Source organism: Pseudomonas sp. Mn2068, assembly GCF_049319725.1.
In the GTDB taxonomy this organism is placed as follows: Bacteria; Pseudomonadota; Gammaproteobacteria; order Pseudomonadales; family Pseudomonadaceae; genus Aquipseudomonas; species Aquipseudomonas gingeri.
In genome coordinates, this window is the sequence record NZ_JBMOUG010000010.1 from 178,906 (window position 1) to 197,878 (window position 18,973).

Annotated in this window: 16 protein-coding genes; 5 read left to right on the plus strand and 11 right to left on the minus strand. The window is 63.8% G+C overall.

What is annotated here, in order from left to right; genetic code table 11:
* Nucleotides 1-2: 2 nt before the first annotated feature.
* Both ACL9RJ_RS22325 and algB read right to left on the minus strand, forming a co-directional pair.
* The gene (locus ACL9RJ_RS22325; RefSeq protein ID WP_042936974.1) at nt 3-1,781 is read right to left on the minus strand and encodes a KinB sensor domain-containing domain; all 1,779 of its coding nucleotides are present in this window, start codon (nt 1,779-1,781) and stop codon (nt 3-5) included.
* Nucleotides 1,782-1,791: 10 nt separating this feature from the next.
* On the minus strand, nt 1,792-3,138 hold the full coding sequence (algB, locus tag ACL9RJ_RS22330; protein ID WP_017129193.1) for a sigma-54-dependent response regulator transcription factor AlgB: 1,347 nt from the start codon (nt 3,136-3,138) through the stop codon (nt 1,792-1,794).
* 441 nt (nt 3,139-3,579) lie between these two features.
* Here algB and ACL9RJ_RS22335 point away from each other — a divergent pair, with 441 nt between their 5' ends.
* From ACL9RJ_RS22335 to ACL9RJ_RS22355, 5 genes are all read left to right on the plus strand, one after another.
* The gene (locus ACL9RJ_RS22335; protein ID WP_017129192.1) at nt 3,580-3,864 is read left to right on the plus strand and encodes a hypothetical protein; all 285 of its coding nucleotides are present in this window, start codon (nt 3,580-3,582) and stop codon (nt 3,862-3,864) included.
* A gap of 101 nt (nt 3,865-3,965) precedes the next feature.
* The gene (locus tag ACL9RJ_RS22340) at nt 3,966-4,130 is read left to right on the plus strand and encodes a DUF1328 domain-containing protein (RefSeq protein ID WP_007989444.1); all 165 of its coding nucleotides are present in this window, start codon (nt 3,966-3,968) and stop codon (nt 4,128-4,130) included.
* Between the two features lie 2 nt (nt 4,131-4,132).
* Nucleotides 4,133-4,600 (plus strand): inhibitor of vertebrate lysozyme family protein, encoded by a 468-nt coding sequence (locus ACL9RJ_RS22345; RefSeq protein ID WP_017129191.1) that lies wholly within the window; start codon nt 4,133-4,135, stop codon nt 4,598-4,600.
* A gap of 671 nt (nt 4,601-5,271) precedes the next feature.
* Nucleotides 5,272-6,603 (plus strand): glutamate/aspartate:proton symporter GltP, encoded by a 1,332-nt coding sequence (gene gltP / locus ACL9RJ_RS22350; protein ID WP_422765686.1) that lies wholly within the window; start codon nt 5,272-5,274, stop codon nt 6,601-6,603.
* A gap of 206 nt (nt 6,604-6,809) precedes the next feature.
* Entirely contained in the window at nt 6,810-8,039 is a 1,230-nt protein-coding gene (locus ACL9RJ_RS22355; protein ID WP_017129188.1) for a nucleoside recognition domain-containing protein, read from the plus strand.
* A 275-nt stretch (nt 8,040-8,314) separates the two neighbouring features.
* Here the strand turns inward: ACL9RJ_RS22355 and ACL9RJ_RS22360 are convergent, their stop codons facing one another.
* The 9 genes from ACL9RJ_RS22360 to ACL9RJ_RS22400 form a co-directional block, all read right to left on the minus strand.
* Nucleotides 8,315-8,947 (minus strand): ABC-type transport auxiliary lipoprotein family protein, encoded by a 633-nt coding sequence (locus ACL9RJ_RS22360; RefSeq protein ID WP_177118819.1) that lies wholly within the window; start codon nt 8,945-8,947, stop codon nt 8,315-8,317.
* A complete protein-coding gene (locus ACL9RJ_RS22365) occupies nt 8,944-9,882 on the minus strand; it encodes an MlaD family protein (RefSeq protein WP_177087433.1) in 939 nt (312 codons plus the stop codon). Before ACL9RJ_RS22365 ends, ACL9RJ_RS22360 begins: the two co-directional genes overlap by 4 nt.
* A gap of 1 nt (nt 9,883) precedes the next feature.
* On the minus strand, nt 9,884-10,669 hold the full coding sequence (locus tag ACL9RJ_RS22370) for an ABC transporter ATP-binding protein (RefSeq protein WP_177087473.1): 786 nt from the start codon (nt 10,667-10,669) through the stop codon (nt 9,884-9,886).
* Between the two features lie 32 nt (nt 10,670-10,701).
* Nucleotides 10,702-11,847 (minus strand): ABC transporter permease, encoded by a 1,146-nt coding sequence (locus tag ACL9RJ_RS22375; RefSeq protein WP_017129184.1) that lies wholly within the window; start codon nt 11,845-11,847, stop codon nt 10,702-10,704.
* Between the two features lie 63 nt (nt 11,848-11,910).
* On the minus strand, nt 11,911-12,951 hold the full coding sequence (locus ACL9RJ_RS22380; RefSeq protein WP_177107308.1) for a DUF5924 family protein: 1,041 nt from the start codon (nt 12,949-12,951) through the stop codon (nt 11,911-11,913).
* A 208-nt stretch (nt 12,952-13,159) separates the two neighbouring features.
* Nucleotides 13,160-14,551, minus strand: coding sequence for a M16 family metallopeptidase (locus tag ACL9RJ_RS22385; RefSeq protein ID WP_422765687.1), 1,392 nt, complete (start codon nt 14,549-14,551; stop codon nt 13,160-13,162).
* Nucleotides 14,552-14,606: 55 nt separating this feature from the next.
* Nucleotides 14,607-16,265, minus strand: coding sequence for a Na/Pi cotransporter family protein (locus tag ACL9RJ_RS22390; RefSeq protein ID WP_017129182.1), 1,659 nt, complete (start codon nt 16,263-16,265; stop codon nt 14,607-14,609).
* Nucleotides 16,266-16,483: 218 nt separating this feature from the next.
* A complete protein-coding gene (locus ACL9RJ_RS22395; RefSeq protein ID WP_017129181.1) occupies nt 16,484-17,254 on the minus strand; it encodes a TerC family protein in 771 nt (256 codons plus the stop codon).
* A gap of 90 nt (nt 17,255-17,344) precedes the next feature.
* Nucleotides 17,345-18,652, minus strand: coding sequence for a CitMHS family transporter (locus ACL9RJ_RS22400; protein ID WP_017129180.1), 1,308 nt, complete (start codon nt 18,650-18,652; stop codon nt 17,345-17,347).
* Nucleotides 18,653-18,973: the final 321 nt, after the last annotated feature.

Here is an 18,973-nt window from a genome sequence, read left to right on the forward strand (position 1 = left end):
CCCTAGAGTGGCAGCGCCATATAGAACTGGGTGCCCTGCCCCGGTCTTGAGTAGACGCCCATGCGTCCGCCATGCAACTGGACGATTTCCTTGCACAGGGCCAGGCCCAGGCCGGCCCCGCCTTTCTTGCGTCCGACCTGGACGAAGGGTTCGAAGATCCGCCCCTGCTGGCCGTAGGCGATGCCCTCGCCGTTGTCTTCGACACTGATGATCACCCGCTCGCCATGCCGCCGCGCCTGCAGGCGGATCTGTCCGCCGTCGGCGGTGTGGCGCAGGGCGTTGTCCAGCAGGTTGTCGATCACCCGTTCCAGTTGCGGATGGTCGGCGTGCAGGCGCGGCAGCGGCGGCTGGACCTCGATCTGCAGGTCGATGCCCTGGCGCAGGGCCTGGTCGGCAAAACGGTCGCGGGCTTTTTCCAGCAGTTCCTCAATGTCGCAGGGCGCCAGCGTGAGCTTTTGCAGGCCGTTCTGGTAGCGCGAGAAATTCAGCAGGTCGTTGATCAGTTGCATCAGGCGCTGCATCTCTTCGTTGACCGTGTTCAGCAGGTCCGCTTCACGCGATTCGCTGTCGAAGTGCACGCGCTCCTGCAACAGGCCGAAGGCCATGTGCATGCCGGTCACGGGGGTGCGCAGCTCGTGGGAGGCGCGCAGGACGAACTCGCTGCGCACACGCTCGAAGGCCCGCTGCTCGGTGACGTCGTGCAGCACCATGACCGCACCGAGGATATGTCCCTGGGGATGGCTGACCGGCGTCAGGCTGTAGGTCAGCAGGCGGGATTCGCCTTCGACCTCCACCTCAAGGTCCTCCGGTGCCCGTTCCAGGCTGCCGCCGCGCAGGATCAGGCTCAGTTGCTCGTCCAGCTCCGGCCGCCCGAGGGCGTCGCCCAGGCCCTGGCCGAGACGCTCGGCATCCCAACCCAACTGGCGTTGGGCCACCGGGTTGAGGTGTTCCAGGTGACCCTGGCGATCGATCATCAGCAGCCCGTCGTCGATGCTGTCGAGCACCGATTGCAAGCGCTGCTGGCCGGTCAGCAGCTCATCGATATTGGTTGCCTGGTGCTGGCGCAGGGCCTCGGCCATGATGCCGAAGCGGCGGGTCAGCTGGTTCAGTTCATCGGCGGAGGAAATCGGCAGGGTGACTTCGAAGTTGCCCTGGCCGATATGGTCCGCCGCCTTGGCCAGCGCCTCGATGGGCGCGCCGAAACGCTGGGCGATACCGTGGGCGGTGATAAAGCCGACGATCAGTACCGCCAGCCCGACCACGCCCAGCAGGCCGGCGATCAGCAGGGCGCGGTCACGGGCTTCGCTTTCCGTGGCGCTGATGTTTTCCAGGGCCTGCCTGTGTTCGACGATCAGTCCGTTGCGCAGGGTGTTGAAGCTCTCGGTGAGCTCGTCGTTGCCGGCCATACCGTTGCGGGAGCGGTCGAAGACCTGCAGGAAGTGCTCGTAGTCGATGCGGGCCTGGGCGAAGCCGCCACGCAGGTCGCTGTTCTGTTCGTGGTCGATGCCTTCGCGCAGCAGTTCCTGATAGTGCGCGCGCGCGGCCTGGAGGGCTGCCTGGTCGGGCTTTTCGCTGAGCATGATGATCAACTGGTCGCCCAGGCTCTGGCGCAGCTTGAGGCCCAGGTCGAGGGTGGTGAAGTTGTCGCCGATCAATGACTCCTGGCTCTTGGCCATTTGCATCACGCCCACCAGGCCCAGCAGCAAGCCCAGCAGGGCCACGGTGATCAGTGCCGAAATGCTCAGGAACAGCCGGGTGCGCAACTTCATCGCAAGCTTCATGGGCGCTGGCTCACAGGTTGTACTGTTTGCGTTTGCGGTACAGCGTCGAGGCGTCGATACCCAGGGTCCTGGCGGCCTGGTCGAGGGTGTCGCTGGTGGCCAGGACCGCGCCGATATGGGCTTTCTCCAGCTCGTCCAGGCTCATCGAGGCACCGATGCGCGGGGCGTTGTTGGTCGGTTGCTCGGCCATGCCGAGGTGGCTGATCTCCACGCGTTCCTGCGGGCAGATGATACTGGCGCGTTCGACCACGTTGCGCAGTTCACGGATATTGCCCGGCCAGCGGTAGTTGATCAGCGCCTCGCGGGCCTCGTCGCTGAAGCCACGGGCGGGCCGGGCGTACTCCTTGACGAAGCGCGCGAGGAAACGGTCGGCCAGGGTCAGGATGTCCTCGCTGCGTTCGCGCAGGGGTGGCAGGTGCAGGGTGATGACGTTCAGCCGGTAGAGCAGGTCTTCGCGGAAGCGTCCGTCGCGCACCATGTCTTCCAGGTTCAGGTTGGTGGCGGCGAGGATGCGCACGTCGGCCCGGCGGGTCACGGGATCGCCGACCCGTTCGTATTCCTTGTCCTGGATAAACCGCAGCAGCTTGGGTTGCAGGGTCAGCGGGAAATCGCCGATCTCGTCGAGGAACAGGGTGCCGCCGTCGGCCTGGTTGACCCGGCCCAGGGTGCTTTCGCTGGCACCGGTAAAGGCTCCGCGGCTATGGCCGAACAACTCGCTTTCCATCAGTTCGGCGGTCAGCGACGGGCAGTTGATGGTGACGCAGGATTTCTTCGCGCGTTTGCTCCAGCCGTGGATGGCCCGGGCCAGTTCGCCCTTGCCGGTCCCGGATTCGCCGAGAATGAGAATGTTGGCGTCGGTACCCGCGACCTGGCGGGCGGTTTCCAGCACCGCCATCATCGACGGGCTGTGGGAGTCGAGGCCGTCCTTGGGCTTGCGCACTTCGCCTTCGAGGGCCTCCAGGCGTGCCGACAACTGCCGGACTTCCAGCTGCTTGGCCGTGGCCAGGCGCAGTTGGTCGGGGCTGCAAGGCTTGACCAGGTAGTCGGCGGCACCGGCCTGGATCGCGTCGACAGCGGTGTCGACGGCAGAGTGGGCCGTGACGATCACCACCCGCATCCACGGCGCCTGGATGCGCATCTGGGCGAGCACGTCGAGGCCGTTGTCTTCGCCCAGGCGCAGGTCGAGGAAGCACAGGTCGAATACCTGGCGCTGCAGCAGGGTGTCGGCCTGGGCGGCGCTGTTGGCCGTGGCGACGCTATAGCCTTCGTCTTCCAGGCAGTAGCGAAAGGTGCGAAGGATGGCGGACTCATCATCCACCAGCAGAATACGGCCTTGGTGTTCCGTGGCGGATTCCATGTCCCACGCTCCTTAATTATGAATGTTCCTGATGGATCCCGGACGGGTCGGGCAGGTTGCATGATCCCTTCTGATCGAGGCCATGACCTGCAGGGTAACGGTCTCTACCCCCGATTGCTAACCCGCTGATTTCGGGAATTTTTTGATCTCTTTGCTTCCGACAGCCGACGCCTCAGCTAATTCCGGCTGATTTGTGGCTGATTTGTTCCAGCATTCTAGGCGCTCTTGCATGAACCTATCGTGCATTTCGCACGACCACAATCCGGGCATCGTGCAGGATGCTGCTCCGCGTTGTTTTTGTTTGTTTATAACTCACTGATTTCATTGGTATTTATCTGACAAAAAAGCTGGCATGCAGGCTGCAATAGTCTTCTTGCCCGAGGTTGAACCGGCCCTCGCCGCGTCAACCCAGAATAAATACTGTGTCGGAGGAGCTTCAGGATGAATCGCCAACGTGCCGCGCAATTGCGTATCTCGCCACTGCACTTGCAGCAAGGGCTGTTTGCCCTCCTGGCGTTGCTCGTGACGCTGATCGCGGGCCAGGCGTTTCAACGCTGGAGCCAGCCGGTGGTCGAAGCGCGCCCCATGTTTTTCCATGCCCCGACCCAGACTCATTTCAGCGCTGCCGGACCGGCTTCGGTCGACCGCGGCGCCTACACCCTGATGCCGGTCGAGCAAGCCGAATCGCCGGCCGATCTGCCACGGCAGGAACGCTGGGTGTTCTAGGCAACAGGCGGAAAGCCGCAGGGCGTTTCGCAGCAGCAAGCAGTAACAGGCAGTAAAAGGCAGCAGCCAAAAAAATGCAGGTCTAGGTAAGGAGAATCATCATGTTGAGCTGGGCAATCACATTCCTGATCATTGCCATAGTCGCCGCAGTGCTGGGCTTCGGTGGTATCGCGGGCACCGCCACGGGTATCGCCAAGATTCTCTTTGTCGTGTTCCTGGTGATGTTTGTCGCGTCGTTCTTCTTCGGTCGGCGCGGACGGGGCTGAACATGTTCTTGCCAACCCTCAGGGTCCTCGTCGCCGGCGTGATGCTGGGCGGCGGCGGCCTGGCGCTGGCGGCCAACGACGGCCAGACTCGGGCCAACGAGCTCTTGAGCTCTTCCCCCGAGTACCGCCAGGCCTGGCAGGACGTGGTGAAGAAAGAGGAGCGCCTGCCGGAATGGGTGATGAACCTGTCGGGCAGCGCCGAGCAGATGAACGCGGTGCAGGAGGATGGCGACAAATACCTCGTCGGCCCCTTGTGCGAAACCGCGGACACTTGCCTCAACAAGCGCCTGATCGTCGCCTTCGGTCTCGACAAGAAAGACGCCTATGCGATGTTGGTGGAAGTGCCGGCCGGACTGCCCGCCGACAAGTCGCCAACCCGTCATGCCGACTATCGTTTCCTCGGCAAGCCGGACGCGGGCATGCAGGCACTGTTGAAGGAGCAACTGAAGAAAGACCCGAACTGGTACTGAGTTCGATGCATTGAAAGAGCAGAAGCCCGACATGGGTTTCTACCCCTGCACCGCCCGAGGACGGCGGGTGCATGACCAGGGGGCCGGGATGTTCTGATTGTTTCAGGATCGGAGCGACCTACGGGTACAGGGAGTGCCTGCGCAAGGGCCGGGTCAGGCGAAGGCAACAGGCGGCAATCTGCAGGGCGGTCCCTGTGGCTTGCCGCTGTTTCGTCGCTATGTCGTTCTGACATTAAGTGCTGATTAGTATCGGATCCAATCCGCGGCGCGACCGTATATCTAGAAAAATCCCTCGCTGGTGTTCTGCCAACCCTTGAATTTGTAAGACTTTTACGCAAATTCTGTAGTCTTTTATTCGTCCCTTGAGATAAGAGTAATTGCTCTGGAATGGCCGGTTTACGGTAGTTTCAGCGGCAGAAACGTCTTGTTCTCGGTGCTGTGGAAGCCTGTTTAAGCCGACGTAGTCCATGCCGATTCGGCATAGGGTAGGCGTTTACGGCATTAGACGTGCCACCCTTGCATCGGAATAGTTGCGCCTTTTTTCGCCTGCCAAAGAGCCTTCAGGCTCGCTCGCGGTGACCTTCCATGAGGCAGATGCCCATCCTTTGCGCGCGCCAAGACGTGCGGGCAAGAGGCTTCTGCCCGAGTCAACTTGAAGTAAGGGTAATGACATGAAGAAGGCAAAGCTCAGCCTCGCCTGGCAGATCCTCATCGGTCTGGTACTGGGGATTGCAATCGGCGCGCTGCTCAACCATTTCAGTGCCGAAAAGGCCTGGTGGGTCGGTAATGTCCTGCAACCGGCGGGCGACATCTTTATCCGCCTGATCAAGATGATCGTGATCCCGATTGTCATTTCCTCGCTGGTGGTCGGCATCGCCGGTGTCGGCGATGCGAAGAAGCTGGGACGCATCGGCCTCAAGACCATCATCTACTTCGAAATTGTCACCACCATCGCCATTGTCGTCGGCCTGCTGCTGGCCAACGTGTTCCATCCGGGCACGGGCATCGACATGAGCACCCTCGGTACCGTGGATATCTCCAAGTACCAGGCGACCGCCGCCGAAGTGCAGCATGAGCATGCGTTCATCGAAACCATCCTCAACCTGATTCCCTCGAACATCTTTGCCGCCATGGCGCGTGGCGAGATGCTGCCGATCATCTTCTTCTCGGTGCTGTTCGGCCTCGGGCTGTCGAGCCTGCAGGCGGAACTGCGCGACCCGCTGGTGAAGATGTTCCAGGGCGTCTCGGAAAGCATGTTCAAGGTCACCCACATGATCATGAATTACGCGCCGATCGGTGTGTTCGCCCTGATCGCGGTGACCGTGGCCAACTTCGGTTTCGCCTCGCTGCTGCCTCTGGCCAAGCTGGTGGTGCTGGTCTACGTGGCGATCATCTTCTTCGCCTTTGTCGTGCTCGGCCTGATTGCCCGTCTGTTCGGGTTCTCGGTGCTCAAGCTGATGCGCATCTTCAAGGACGAGCTGGTCCTGGCCTACTCCACCGCCAGTTCGGAAACCGTGTTGCCACGGGTGATCGAGAAGATGGAAGCCTACGGTGCGCCGAAGGCCATCTGCAGCTTCGTGGTCCCGACCGGCTACTCGTTCAACCTCGACGGTTCGACCCTGTACCAGAGCATCGCGGCGATCTTCATTGCCCAGCTGTACGGCATCGACCTGTCCATCAGCCAGCAATTGCTGCTGGTGCTGACGCTGATGGTTACTTCCAAGGGCATTGCCGGCGTACCGGGCGTGTCCTTCGTGGTGCTGCTGGCGACCCTGGGCAGCGTGGGCATTCCGCTGGAAGGCCTGGCCTTCATCGCCGGTGTCGACCGCGTGATGGACATGGCGCGTACCGCCCTGAACGTGATCGGCAATGCCCTGGCGGTGCTGGTGATCGCCCGTTGGGAAGGCATGTACGACGATGCCAAGGGCCAGCGCTACTGGAATTCCCTGCCGCACTGGCGCAGCAAGGCGCCGCTGCCGGCCGGCGAGACCGCCAAGGGCTGATGACCGGGCATTCCCATGCTCCGCGTGGGAATGCCTCACCGGATGCTCCGCGTCCGGCTTTTTGGCGGCGACGCAGAGCGTCGAGGGCTGCATTCCCACGCGGAGCGTGGGAACGATCAGCGGCACAGACAAACCCCGGACTTTCCGGGGTTTGTTGTTTTCGGCCCGACCGCTATCATTCGCCGCATCTTCAAGGAGTTCTTTCGATGCTCAATGGCCTCTGGCTCGGCTTCTTCCTGGTGGCAATGGTCTCGGCCCTGGCGCAATGGCTGGTGGGCGGCAACAGCGGGATCTTCGCCGTCATGGTGGAAAGCATCTTCGCCATGGCCAAGCTGTCGGTCGAGGTGATGGTCCTGCTGTTCGGCACCCTGACCCTCTGGCTCGGTTTCCTGCGGATCGCCGAAAAGGCCGGGATCGTCGACTGGCTGGCCAGGGCCCTCGGCCCGCTGTTCAGCCGCCTGATGCCGGAAGTGCCGCGCGGCCACCCGGCCATCGGCCTGATCACCCTCAATTTCGCCGCCAACGGCCTGGGCCTGGACAACGCCGCCACGCCCATCGGCCTCAAGGCCATGCGCGCCCTGCAGGAGCTCAATCCGAGCCAGACCGTGGCGAGCAATGCGCAGATCCTGTTCCTGGTGCTCAACGCCTCGTCGCTGACCCTACTGCCGGTGACCATCTTCATGTACCGCGCCCAGCAGGGGGCGCCCGACCCGACCCTGGTGTTCCTGCCGATCCTCCTCGCCACCAGCGCCTCGACCCTGGTCGGCCTGCTCTCGGTGGCGGTGATGCAGCGCCTGCGCCTGTGGGACCCGGTGGTGCTGGCCTATCTGGTTCCCGGCGCGCTGATCCTCGGTGGCTTCATGGCGGTGCTGGCCGGCTTGTCGGCGACAGCCCTGGCGGCCCTGTCGTCGATCCTCGGCAACCTGACCCTGTTCGGCCTGATCATGCTGTTCCTGGTGATCGGCGCGCTGCGCAAGGTGAAGGTCTACGAGGCGTTCATCGAAGGCGCCAAGGAAGGCTTCGACGTTGCCAGGAACCTGTTGCCGTACCTGGTGGCGATGCTCTGTGCGATTGGTGTGCTGCGCGCTTCCGGGGCGCTGGACTTCGGTCTCGACGGCATTCGCCACCTGGTGCAGTGGGCCGGCTGGGACACGCGTTTTGTCGATGCGCTGCCGACGGCGATGGTCAAGCCGTTCTCCGGCAGCGCCGCCCGGGCGATGCTGATCGAGACCATGAAGACCCAGGGCGTGGACAGTTTCCCGGCCCTTGTGGCGGCGACCATCCAGGGCAGTACCGAAACCACCTTCTATGTGCTGGCGGTGTACTTCGGCGCGGTGAATATCCAGCGCGCCCGCCATGCGGTGGGCTGCGCCCTGCTGGCGGAGCTGGCCGGGGTGCTGGCGGCCATTGGGGTGTGTTACTGGTTCTTCGGCTAAAACCAGTGCTCGTCTGTGAGGGCGATGCAAGATTCAGCGGCCATCGCCGGCAAGCCAGCTCCTACAGTACGGAGTTCACCACGAAATAGCGTTGAGCCGAGAACCTTGTAGGAGCTGGCAAGCCAGTTCCCATGGTTCGGTGCCTCACCGCGAAATATGGTTGGGCCGGGAACCCTGTGGGAACTGGCAAGCCAGCTCTCATGGTTCGGTGTCTCACCGCGAAATATCGTTGAGTCGGGAACCCTGTGGGAGCTGGCTTGCCAGCGATAGGGCCCTCAGCGTTTAGCCGAGCTCTCGCCCTGCTGCACCGCCCAGCCGATCACCTGCCCGGTCAGTTTGTCGCCGGCCTGGCCGAAGCCCGCGACCACGCCGGGCACTTGCTTGTCACCGATCGGCTGGCGCACTTCAAAGCGCCGGCTGGCGAGAATCCGCTGGTCACTGCCGCGCACCAGCCGCGCATCGAAACGGATCACCACCTCGGCGTCCTGTCCGCGGTATTCGGTCTGGAACGCCTGCAACTCTCCGCCCAGCTCGAAATCCGCCTGCAGGTTGCTGTCGTCGGTGCTCAGCAGGCGCACCCGACCGTCGCGCTGGAAGGCGTCGAGAATACGGTTGCGCAGCAGCACCGGCGCCGGATCGCTCCAGCGCGAAGCCTTGTAGTGGCTGATCAGGTCGCCCTGGGGCACCACGGCGATGTTCGGGTTGTTCAGCGCATCGCTGGCAACGGGCTTGGCAATCCGCAACGACCAGTCGACCGGCAGGCTGTTGGCGGCCGGGAGGCTGTTCTGTGCCGTCGGCAGTCGATAGACATCCGCCGGTTCCGCCTGGGGCAGGATCGAGCAGGCGCTGCCCAGGGCCAGGCCGGTGATCAGGGTCAGTTGGCTCAGGGCGCGACGGGCAGGCCTCATGGGGTGAATTCCTTGTTCTTGTCACGGCCGAGCAGATAGCCGCTGGGGTTGGCGTTCAAGCGTTGCGAAATGGTCCGCAGGGTACTCAGGGTGTCACGCAGCTCGCGGATCGCCGGGGCCAGCTCATTGAGGCCTTGCAAGCCGCTGTTGACCGAATCCTGATTGTTGGCCAGCAGCTTGTTGATGGTAGCGCTGCTCTGTTCCAGCGATTGCATGGCGCGTTCGGCGCTGCCCAGGGCCTGGGTGCCCTGCTTGTCGAGCAGGTTGTTGGCGTTGCGCATCAGCAGCGAGGTCTGTTCCAGGGTGGCACTCACCTGCTTGCTGACCTGGGTCATCTGCTGCAGGGTCTGGCGGATATCGTCGCGCTGGCCGGCGATGGCGCCGGTGGTCTGCTGGAGGTTGTCGAGGGTCTGGCTGACATGCTCGACGTTCTCCCGGGAGAACATGGCGTTGGCGTTGTGCAGCAGCAGGTTGATGCCGCTCATCAGGTCGTTGCTGTCGTTCAGCAGGCGTGAAATGGGCGATGGCGTGGCGATGATCTCCGGCAGGTTGCCGTCCTTGCCCTTCAGCTCCGGGCTTTGCGGGGTGCCGCCGCTGAGCTGGATCAGCGAGGTGCCGGTGATGCCGGTCAGGGCCAGCTTGGCCCGGGTGTCTTCCTTGATCGGGGTGTCGCCGAGCAGGCGGATGCGCGCGAGGACCCGGCGCGGATCCTTCGGATCGAGGCTCAGTTGCAGCACGTCACCGACCTTGATCCCGCTGTACTGCACCGGGCTGCCCTTGGACAGGCCGCTGACCGCCTCGTTGAAGACCACCTCGTAGTCCTTGAAGGCCGTGTCGACGCTGGACTTGGCCAGCCACAGGCCGAAGAACAGGGCGCCGAGCACCACCAGTACGCTGAACAGGCCGATCATCACATGATGGGCACGGGTTTCCATCTCATCCCTCCTTGAGCGGTGTCGCCGCTTCGAATGCGGCGCGGCCACGGGGGCCATGGAAGTATTCGTGAATCCACGGGTCGTCGGTTTCGGCGACCCGTTCGATGGCGTCCGCCACCAGTACGCGTTTCTGTGCCAGCACCGCCACCCGATCGGTGATGGTGTAGAGGGTGTCGAGGTCATGGGTGACCAGGAACACGCTCAGGCCCAGGGCATCGCGCAGTGTCAGGATCAACTGGTCGAAGGCGGCGGCGCCGATGGGATCGAGGCCGGCGGTGGGTTCGTCGAGAAACAGGATATCCGGGTCCAGCGCCAGGGCCCGGGCCAGGGCGGCCCGCTTGATCATGCCGCCGGACAGCGAAGCCGGGTATTTGTTGGCGGCGGACAGCGGCAATCCGGCCAGGGCCAGTTTCACACAGGCCAGGTGCTCGGCGTCGACGCGGCTGAGGCCGGCGTGTTCGATCAGCGGCAGGGCGACGTTCTCGGTGACGGTCAGCGAGGAAAACAGCGCGCCCTTCTGGAACAGCACGCCAAAGCGCCGCTCGACCTGCGAGCGGGCCTGTTCCGAGAGGCTCGGCAGGTCCTGGCCGAACACCCGCACCTCGCCCTCGCTGGGCCGGCGCAGGCCGATGATGCTGCGCATCAGCACCGACTTGCCGCTGCCGGAGCCGCCGACGACGGCGAGGATCTCGCCCTTGTACAGGTCCAGGTCGAGGTTCTCGTGCACGCTCTGGCTGCCGAAACGATTGCACAGGCCGCGGACCTGGATCACCGCTTCGCTCCTGATCGCCGCTTCGCTGGGCGGCCGCGCCACCCGGCTCACCAGCCCATCTCCATGAAGAACAGGGCGGCGACGGCGTCCAGCACGATCACGATAAAGATCGACTGGACCACGCTGGAGGTGGTGTGGGCGCCGACCGACTCGGCGCTGCCGCTGACCTTGAAGCCCTCCAGGCAGCCGACGGCGGCGATCAGGAAGGCAAAGAACGGTGCCTTCACCAGGCCGACCAGGAAGTGCTGGGCGCCGATATCGGCCTGCAGCAGGGAAAGGAACATTGCCGGCGAGATGCCCAGCGACAGCGCGCAGACCACGCCGCCGCCGACAATCCCGCAGAGCATGGCGAGGAAGGTCAGCATCGGCAGCGCGATCAGCAGCGCCAGGACCCGTGGCAGCACCAGCAACTCCATGGGATCGAGGCCGAGGGTGCGAATGGCGTCGATTTCCTCGTTGGCCTTCATCGAGCCGATCTGCGCGGTAAAGGCGCTGGCGGTGCGACCGGCCATCAGGATCGCGGTCAGCAGCACGCCGAATTCACGCAGGAAGGAGAACGCCACCAGGTCCACGGTGAAGATACTGGCGCCGAAGCTTGCCAGTACGGTCGCGCCGAGAAACGCCACCACGGCTCCCACCAGGAAGGTCAGCAGCGCAACGATGGGCGCGGCGTCGAGGCCGGTCTGTTCGATGTGGGCGACCATGGGCGTGATCCGCCAGCGCGAGGGGCGCAACAGGCTGCGGGCGAAGGTCTCGAGGATCAGGCCGATGAAGCCCAGCAGTTGCAGGGTGTCTTTCCACACCTGGTCGACGGCGCGGCCGATCCTTTCGAGCAACTGCATGCCGGCGGCCTGTTCCGGTTCCTTGACCGGTTCGCAGAAGTCCGCCAGCGAGCAGTACACGGTTTGCAGCAATGCGCGGTCGGCGGCGGACAGGTGCTCGGCATGGTCGGCCAGCTGGCCGAGGCGTTCGGCACCCAGCAGTTCCACCAGCAACGAGGCGCCGGCGGTGTCGAGGGCGCCCAGTTGGTCGAGGTCGACGGCCGCGGCGGCGTCATAGTTGCCGATCAGCCCGGCGGTGCGCTTTTTCAGCGCGGTGTAGTGGGCCAGCGTCCAGTCGCCGCTGATCCGCAGGCGTACGGGCGTGCTCGAGGTGTCCAATTGGGCATTGCCGGCCATCGCGCTGATGATCATGAGCTCCGTGCTGGATAGGCGTTTGCGCAAAGCACTTTAATAGCACGACCGGTCGGCGAATCACTAGGACCCTTGTGCGGTGTTTGCCGACGGTTGCTGGTCGGTGATCTCGAAACGCAATACGCCGAGCATCTGCCCGTCCTCGGTGAGCACCCGCACCAGCCAGTGTCCGCTCGGGTCGGCCGGGAAGTTCTGCTTGTGGGTCCAGGCACGATAGCCCTCCTTGCGCCCACCGTGGATATCCAGGGCGATCCGGTCGACCTCCTGCCCGTTGAATTCCCAGACATGGTAGATCCGCTCGTCCAGTCCGCGCGGTGCGTTGATCGAAGTGTAGGCATAGAGCCCGGCGTTGCGCACCTGGCTGGCGCTGACCTGTTTCAGGCTGTCACCGGGGGTGCGGTCCTGCAATTGCGTGGTCACCGCGACTTCGGTCATCCACAGGGTCGCGGGCGGGACCCAGGAGCGCAGCAGCCAGCCCGAGCCGCCGATGGCCAGGGTCACGCTGACCAGCATCAGCCAGCCGCGCACGCTGCGCAGCGGCAGGCTCACCGCCAGGCTGGGGATCGACAGCAGCATGGCGGTACCCAGGGCCAGCTTGTAGCTCTCGGCGGTGGTCAGGTGCAGGATGATCGGCAGCGCGGTGAGCAACGCGGCGAACAGCGTCAGGGTATGCAGGCCGAGCAGCAGCCAGCGTTTCGGCGCCAGCCACTTGTAGTACAGCGGGTCGGTGATCGACACCAGCGCCGCCGCGCCGAGCAGGCTGGTGAACACCAGTTGGCCGCTGTTCCAGGTGGTGGTGATGAAAAAGAATGGCAGGACGAAGAACAGGCTTTCCTGGTGGATCAATTGCGTCGCATAACGCAACAGCGGTTCCGGGATCTCGCGCTTGAACAGCCGGCTGAACAGTTGGGTCAGGGCGTTTTCCAGCATCAGCCAGAGCCAGCTCAGCAACAGCACGATGGCGATCAGGCTGGCCTTGCTCTGCTGGCGGTCGACCAGGATGAAACTGGCGATCCCCGAGCAGAAGCCAAAGGCCGCGATAACCCCCGGATAACGCTTCATCAGTTCGAGGAGGCGCTGGATCAAGAGGGTCAGTTTCGGCATTCGGCGATTCACAGGGCTGGCGGGAGAAATACCCTGACACAATACCGTTTTAACGCCGGGGATGGGAGCAAGCGTATTTGATGGTTCCTGGTGCCAGTGGTGATCGTTGCCACGCGCGGCAAAGCATGCAGCCCGTGACGCTCGGCGTCACAAAGCGGACGCAGAGCGTCCAGGGAGGCATTCCCACGCGGAGCGTGGGAACGATCCTTCACGGACGGGGGATCTGGTGGCGGCGCCAGGCGCGCCAGCCCAGCAGGCCGAGCACGATCAGCCCGAGCAGGCCCGCGCCCAGCCACAGCAACTGGTCATAGCTGAACAGCGGTTTCTCGATCCGCAGGTAGCCCGGCTGTTCGAACAGTTTCTGCAGGGCCTGGTTGGCATCCTTGAGCGTCACGGCCTGCAAGGCCTTGGCCGGGTTGCTGAAATGGCCGTCTTCGTAATCCCCCAGGGCGCCCCAGTAATAGTCGGCCAGGGCACTGTTACCCTGCACTGCCCAGGCCTGACGGGCAACGGCGGCCTGTTGCAGGCGGGCGAAGGTCGTCGGGTCGAGGCCGTCCTTGAGCAGTTGTGCCTTCAGCTCGGCCAGCACCTGCTTCGCCTCGCCGAGGTTGTCCCGTTCGACATCGGCATTCAGGCTGAAGAAGCCGACGCCGCCGAGCACCTCGCGTTCGCTCCATGGGCCATAGGACAGGCTGTGGGCCAGCCGCAACTGACGGTAGAGCGCCCAGTCGAGGTAGTCCTTGAGCAGGTCGAGGGCTTCGTCGGGTTGATCCTCCAGCACCGGCTCGGGAAACAGCCAGTGGATCTTCGCGCCGTTGCCGACCCAGCCACGGGTCAGGTCGCGCTGCGCGGCGCCGTGGTGGAGGATCTGCGGCAGTGGCAGGTGGTCGTTGGGCTCGACCGGCTGCAGTGCGCCAAAGGCCCGGTCCAGATAGGCCGGCAGCAGGCGATCGAGCTCGCCGACTATGATCAGGGTCATGTTGTTCGGCGCGTACCAGTTCTTGCGTACCGCCTCCAGCTGTTCGCGGGTCAGGTGCTCGACCCCTGCCCGCCCGGGACATTTGAGGCCCAGTTCCACGGCCAGCTGATCGCTGCTGCGGTGCCCGCTCTCCTGAATATCCAGCCAGCGCTGCAAGTGCGAGTAGTGACCGCCGTCCTCGCGCTCGACCACCTGCTTGGCGGCGGCGATATCGGCGTCGCTGAAGCGGGTCCGGGTCAGGACGGCCAGCAGCAGGTCGAGGATCTTGCGCTGGTTGTTGGCCGGTGCCTCGATCACGAAGGTGGTATCGGCGTCGCTGGTGTAGGCGTTCCACTCGCCACCGAGGGCCTGCATGCGTTCCTCGAGGCCGCCCTCGCCGCTGCCGTCGATGCCGCTGAACAGCAGGTGTTCGAGCAGGTGCGGCAGTTCCTTGTCGGCGCAGGCGAAATCGTCGAAGCCGACGCCCACCACCAGGCGGATCGCCACATGCCCGCGTTCGCTGCCGGGCTTGAGCAGCAGTTGCAGGCCGTTGGGCAACTGATAACCCTCGACCTGGAAGCGATCAAGGGCATGGGCGGGGGCAAGGCTGAGCAGCAGGCACACGAACAGCAGGCAACGCATAACCATTTTCCGAGGACAGGTTCCTACGCACAGACAACGGTGAAACCGTGGACGTTCAAGGCGAGTGGGTGATATCGGCTGTTTCTTCCGAGGCCAGCGCGCCGGTCTCGGAGGTTTCCAGGACCACATAGGCGCTGCTGCAGAATAACGAATTCAGACGCTTCATGTCGGCAATCAGCTCCAGATGCAGGGAGCTGGTCTCGATGCTCTGGACGATCTTGCGTTGCAGGCGACTGACATGGGCGTGGGCCAGGCGCCGTTCCTGGGCGCGGAAGCGGCGTTTTTCCCGCAGCAACTGGCGGGCACTTTCCCGGTCGGCGCTGAGAAACACCGAGAGGCCCAGGCGCAGGTTGTCGATCAACTGGCTGTGCAGGCCGGCCAGTTCTTCCAGGCCGACATCCGAGAACGAGCGGCGTTGCGCGGTTTTCTGTTGCTGGACCTTGCGCAGCATGCGCTCGATCAGGTCGGATGCCAGTTTCAGGTTGATCGCCAGCTCGATGATTTCCGCCCAGCGCCGGCTGTCCTGCTCGCCGAGGTCTTCCCGGGGCATCTGCGCCAGGTAGAGCTTGACCGCGCTGTAGAGCACTTCGACGTCGTCGCTCAGGCGGCGCATCTCGATGGCGACGGCGGTCTGCTTGCCCCGCAGTACGTCCAGCATGGCGGCGAGCATGTTGTCGATCAGGTCGCCGATGCGCAGGGTTTCGCGCACGGCGCTGGACAGCGCCAGGCTCGGCGTGTCGAGGGCAGCGGGGTCGAGGTGGCGTGGCTTGACCTTGCCGTTGGCCTCCGGCCGTTCCGGCAGCAGCCAGGCGCACAGCCGCGCCATGGGCCCGACGCTGGGCAGCAGCACCAGGCAGCGTACGGTGTTGTAGAGCAGGTGGAAGCCGATGACCATTTCCTGCGGGCTGAAGTCCAGGCTGTCGATCCAGTGCACCAGCGGGGTCAGCACCGGGATGATCAGCAGCAGGCCGATCAGTTTGTACAGCAGGCTGCCGAGCGCGACCTGGCGGCCCGCGGCGTTCTGCATGCTGGTGCCGAGGAAAGCCAGCACGCCGCTGCCGATATTCGCGCCGATCACCAGGCCGATGGCCACCGGCAGGCTGATCACCCCGGCGCCCGCCAGGGTCGCGGTGAGCAGTACGGCGGCGAGGCTGGAGTAGGAGATCATGGCGAACAGTGCGCCGACCAGGGCGTCGAGCAGGATATCGCCGGTCAGCGAGGCGAAGACCACCTTCACGCCCTGGGCGTGGGTGATCGGCGCGGCGGCTTCGACGATCAGTTGCAGGGCGAGGATGATCAGCCCGAGGCCGATGCCCACGCGGCCCAGTTGCCCGGCGCGGGTCTGTTTGCGCGAGAGGAAGAAGATCACCCCGAGGAAGATCAGCAGCGGCGACAGCCAGGACAGATCGAAGGTCAGCACCCGGGCCATCAGCGCGGTGCCGACGTCGGCGCCGAGCATGGTTGCCAGGGCCGGGGTCAGCGCCATCAGGCCCTGGCCGACAAAGGAGGTCACCAGCATCGCCGTGGCGTTGCTGCTCTGGACCATGGCCGTGACCAGGATACCGGCGACAAAGGCCAGCGGGCGCCGGGCCATGTTCTGGCCGATGACATGGCGCAGGTTGGAGCCGTAGACCCGCAGGATACCGGTCCGGACGATGTGCGTGCCCCAGATCAGCAGGGTCACGGCGGAAAGCAGATTGAGCAGGGTGAGCATGAAGGGGCCCCCTGGAGTTCCAGTGCCCTGAACGGGCCAATGTATATACCGCGCGCCTTTCTACGACTTGTCCTTAAGCTTTAGTCGGCTATCGGGCCAAGCGCCAGCATCGCATAGTCAAAGCCTGCCTTGAAACAAAACTGTCACAAATTCAGCTTCCTGCGGACGCAAAAAAGGGGCAGCGAAGCCCCTTTCCTGTGGTTGCCGACGCTTCGGGTTTATTGACCCGGAACATCCTTGCGCAGTTTCACCGGATCCTGCTGCTGTTTCTTTTTCTGCATCGCGGTGCGCATCTTGATGTTGATCGCTTCCACGGCCAGGGAGAACGCCATGGCGAAGTAGACGTAGCCTTTTGGCACATGCACTTCGAAGGCTTCGGCGATCAGCACGGTGCCGACCACGATCAGGAACGACAGGGCGAGCATCTTCAGCGACGGGTGCTTGTCGATGAAGTCGCCGATGGACTTCGAAGCCAGCATCATCACCAGTACCGCCACGACGATGGCCGCGACCATCACCGGCACATGGGAAACCATGCCGACCGCGGTGATCACCGAATCCAGCGAGAACACGATGTCGATGATCGCGATCTGGATGATGGTGTAGAGGAAGTTGCCGCCCTTGCCCTTGGGTTCGTCGCCGACTTCCTCGTCTTCGCCTTCCAGGCCGTGGTAGATCTCCTGGGAGCTTTTCCACAGCAGGAACAGGCCACCGAAGAACAGGATCAGGTCGCGTCCGGAAATGCCCTGGCCGAAGACCACGAACAGGTCGGCGGTCAGGCGCATGACCCAGGTGATCGACAGCAGCAGGAGGATCCGCGTGACCATCGCCAGGGCGAGGCCGAAGATCCGGGTGCGCTGCTGCATGTGCTTGGGCATGCGGCTGACCAGGATCGAGATCATGATGATGTTGTCGATGCCCAGGACAATCTCCAGGGCGGTCAGGGTGAAGAAGGCAACCCAGATTTCCGGGTTGGTCAGCCAGTCCATGTGTATTCCTTTGCGCGAGTGTTGGGCCGCCCCGGCGCCGACCTGTGCTTTACCGGGTCCGGTCGCCGGGGTGGCGGTGAATCGTTGTCTTTACAGACTGCCGAAAAACGGGAAGGTCCCCAGCAGTAGTGCTCCCACTAGTATGCACAAGCACACCAGCACTGCCCATTTCAGGGTAAACCGTTGGTGATCGCCAAACTCGATACCGGCCAGGGCGACCAGCAGGTAGGTCGATGGTACCAGCGGGCTCAACAGGTGGACGGGTTGGCCGACGATCGAGGCACGTGCCATTTCCACGGCGGTGATGCCGTAGTGGCTGGCGGCTTCGGCCAGCACCGGCAGCACGCCGTAGTAGAACGCATCGTTGGACATGAAGAAGGTGAACGGCATGCTGGCCAGCGCGGTGATCACCGCCAGGTAAGGGCCCAGCGCCGGTGGAATCACCGCCAGCAGGCTCTTGGACATGGCGTCGACCATGCCGGTGCCGGACAGGATACCGGTGAAGATGCCCGCGGCGAAGATCAGCCCGACCACTGCCAGCACGCTGCCGGCGTGGGCCGCGATACGGTCCTTCTGTTGTTGCAGGCACGGGTAGTTGACGATCATGGCGATACTGAACGCGACCATGAACAGGACCGGCAGGGGCAACAGCCCGGCGATCAGCGCGCACATCAGGCCCAGGGTCAGGGCACCGTTGAACCAGAGCAGTTTCGGCCGACGGGCATCGGGGAATTGCGAGACGCTGATTTCACTGTGGTCGATATCGTCGCCGAGCACATGCAGTTCACCGAGGCGGGCACGCTCGCGCTTGCCGTAGAAGTAGGCGATCAGCAGGATCGCGACCACCCCGGCGCACATGGCCGGGATCATCGGCACGAAGATATCCGACGGGTCGACGTGCAGCGCGCTGGCGGCACGGGCGGTCGGGCCGCCCCAGGGGGTCATGTTCATCACGCCGCCGGCGAGAATGATCAGCCCGGCCATGATCCGCGGGCTCATGCCGATGCGGCTGTACAGCGGTAGCATGGCGGCGACGCAGATCATGTAGGTGGTGGCGCCGTCACCGTCGAGGGACACCACCAGGGCCAGCACGGCGGTGCCGACCGAGACTTTCAGCGGGTCACCCTTGACCAGCTTGAGGATCTTGCGCACGGCCGGGTCGAACAGGCCGGAGTCGATCATCAGGGCGAAATAGAGAATGGCGAACATCAGCATCACGCCGGTCGGCGCGAGCTTGGTGATGCCTTCGATCATCATCTTGCCGATGCTGGGGGCGAAGCCGCCGAACAGGGCGAAGATGATCGGCACGATGATCAGCGCGATCAGCGCGGACAGGCGCTTGGTCATGATCAGGTACATGAAGGTAATGACCATGGCGAAGCCAAGGAAAGTCAGCATGGGGATACTCCGGGCGTAACGCGGCTAGGGAAAGGCGAAGCGACTGGGGTCAGCGCAGGGCGGTCAGCGCGGGAGGCACGGGCGGAGTTGCAGCGAACAGGCGGGTCGTAGCGGACATCGGTATCACCAATTGTTGTTGTTGATTGGGCCGTTGAGCGTCTGCGAGACGCGCCACGGCCGACCGGTCTGGTGCCGGCGGTGAGGCGATGCTAATGGGGCAAGCTTTCAGCCAGCTTTCGTTGCTGAAAGTCGGACGGAAGGTCATGGGCGTTGTCTGGGCACCGCGCGCTGGTCGGAGTGGGCTTGCCCACGAACGCGCAG

Bases quoted from the DNA above. Each gene is read 5' to 3' on its own strand.
- gltP (WP_422765686.1), top strand. From the start codon at position 5,272: ATGAAGAAGGCAAAGCTCAGCCTCGCCTGGCAGATCCTCATCGGTCTG.
- ACL9RJ_RS22355 (WP_017129188.1), top strand. From the start codon at position 6,810: ATGCTCAATGGCCTCTGGCTCGGCTTCTTCCTGGTGGCAATGGTCTCG.
- ACL9RJ_RS22365 (WP_177087433.1), bottom strand. From the start codon at position 9,882: ATGGAAACCCGTGCCCATCATGTGATGATCGGCCTGTTCAGCGTACTG.
- ACL9RJ_RS22375 (WP_017129184.1), bottom strand. From the start codon at position 11,847: ATGATCATCAGCGCGATGGCCGGCAATGCCCAATTGGACACCTCGAGC.
- ACL9RJ_RS22395 (WP_017129181.1), bottom strand. From the start codon at position 17,254: ATGGACTGGCTGACCAACCCGGAAATCTGGGTTGCCTTCTTCACCCTG.
- ACL9RJ_RS22340 (WP_007989444.1), top strand. From the start codon at position 3,966: ATGTTGAGCTGGGCAATCACATTCCTGATCATTGCCATAGTCGCCGCA.
- ACL9RJ_RS22380 (WP_177107308.1), bottom strand. From the start codon at position 12,951: ATGCCGAAACTGACCCTCTTGATCCAGCGCCTCCTCGAACTGATGAAG.
- ACL9RJ_RS22390 (WP_017129182.1), bottom strand. From the start codon at position 16,265: ATGCTCACCCTGCTCAATCTGCTTTCCGCCGTGACCCTGCTGATCTGG.
- ACL9RJ_RS22335 (WP_017129192.1), top strand. From the start codon at position 3,580: ATGAATCGCCAACGTGCCGCGCAATTGCGTATCTCGCCACTGCACTTG.
- ACL9RJ_RS22385 (WP_422765687.1), bottom strand. From the start codon at position 14,551: ATGCGTTGCCTGCTGTTCGTGTGCCTGCTGCTCAGCCTTGCCCCCGCC.
- ACL9RJ_RS22325 (WP_042936974.1), bottom strand. From the start codon at position 1,781: ATGAAGCTTGCGATGAAGTTGCGCACCCGGCTGTTCCTGAGCATTTCG.
- ACL9RJ_RS22360 (WP_177118819.1), bottom strand. From the start codon at position 8,947: ATGAGGCCTGCCCGTCGCGCCCTGAGCCAACTGACCCTGATCACCGGC.
- ACL9RJ_RS22345 (WP_017129191.1), top strand. From the start codon at position 4,133: ATGTTCTTGCCAACCCTCAGGGTCCTCGTCGCCGGCGTGATGCTGGGC.
- algB (WP_017129193.1), bottom strand. From the start codon at position 3,138: ATGGAATCCGCCACGGAACACCAAGGCCGTATTCTGCTGGTGGATGAT.
- ACL9RJ_RS22400 (WP_017129180.1), bottom strand. From the start codon at position 18,652: ATGCTGACTTTCCTTGGCTTCGCCATGGTCATTACCTTCATGTACCTG.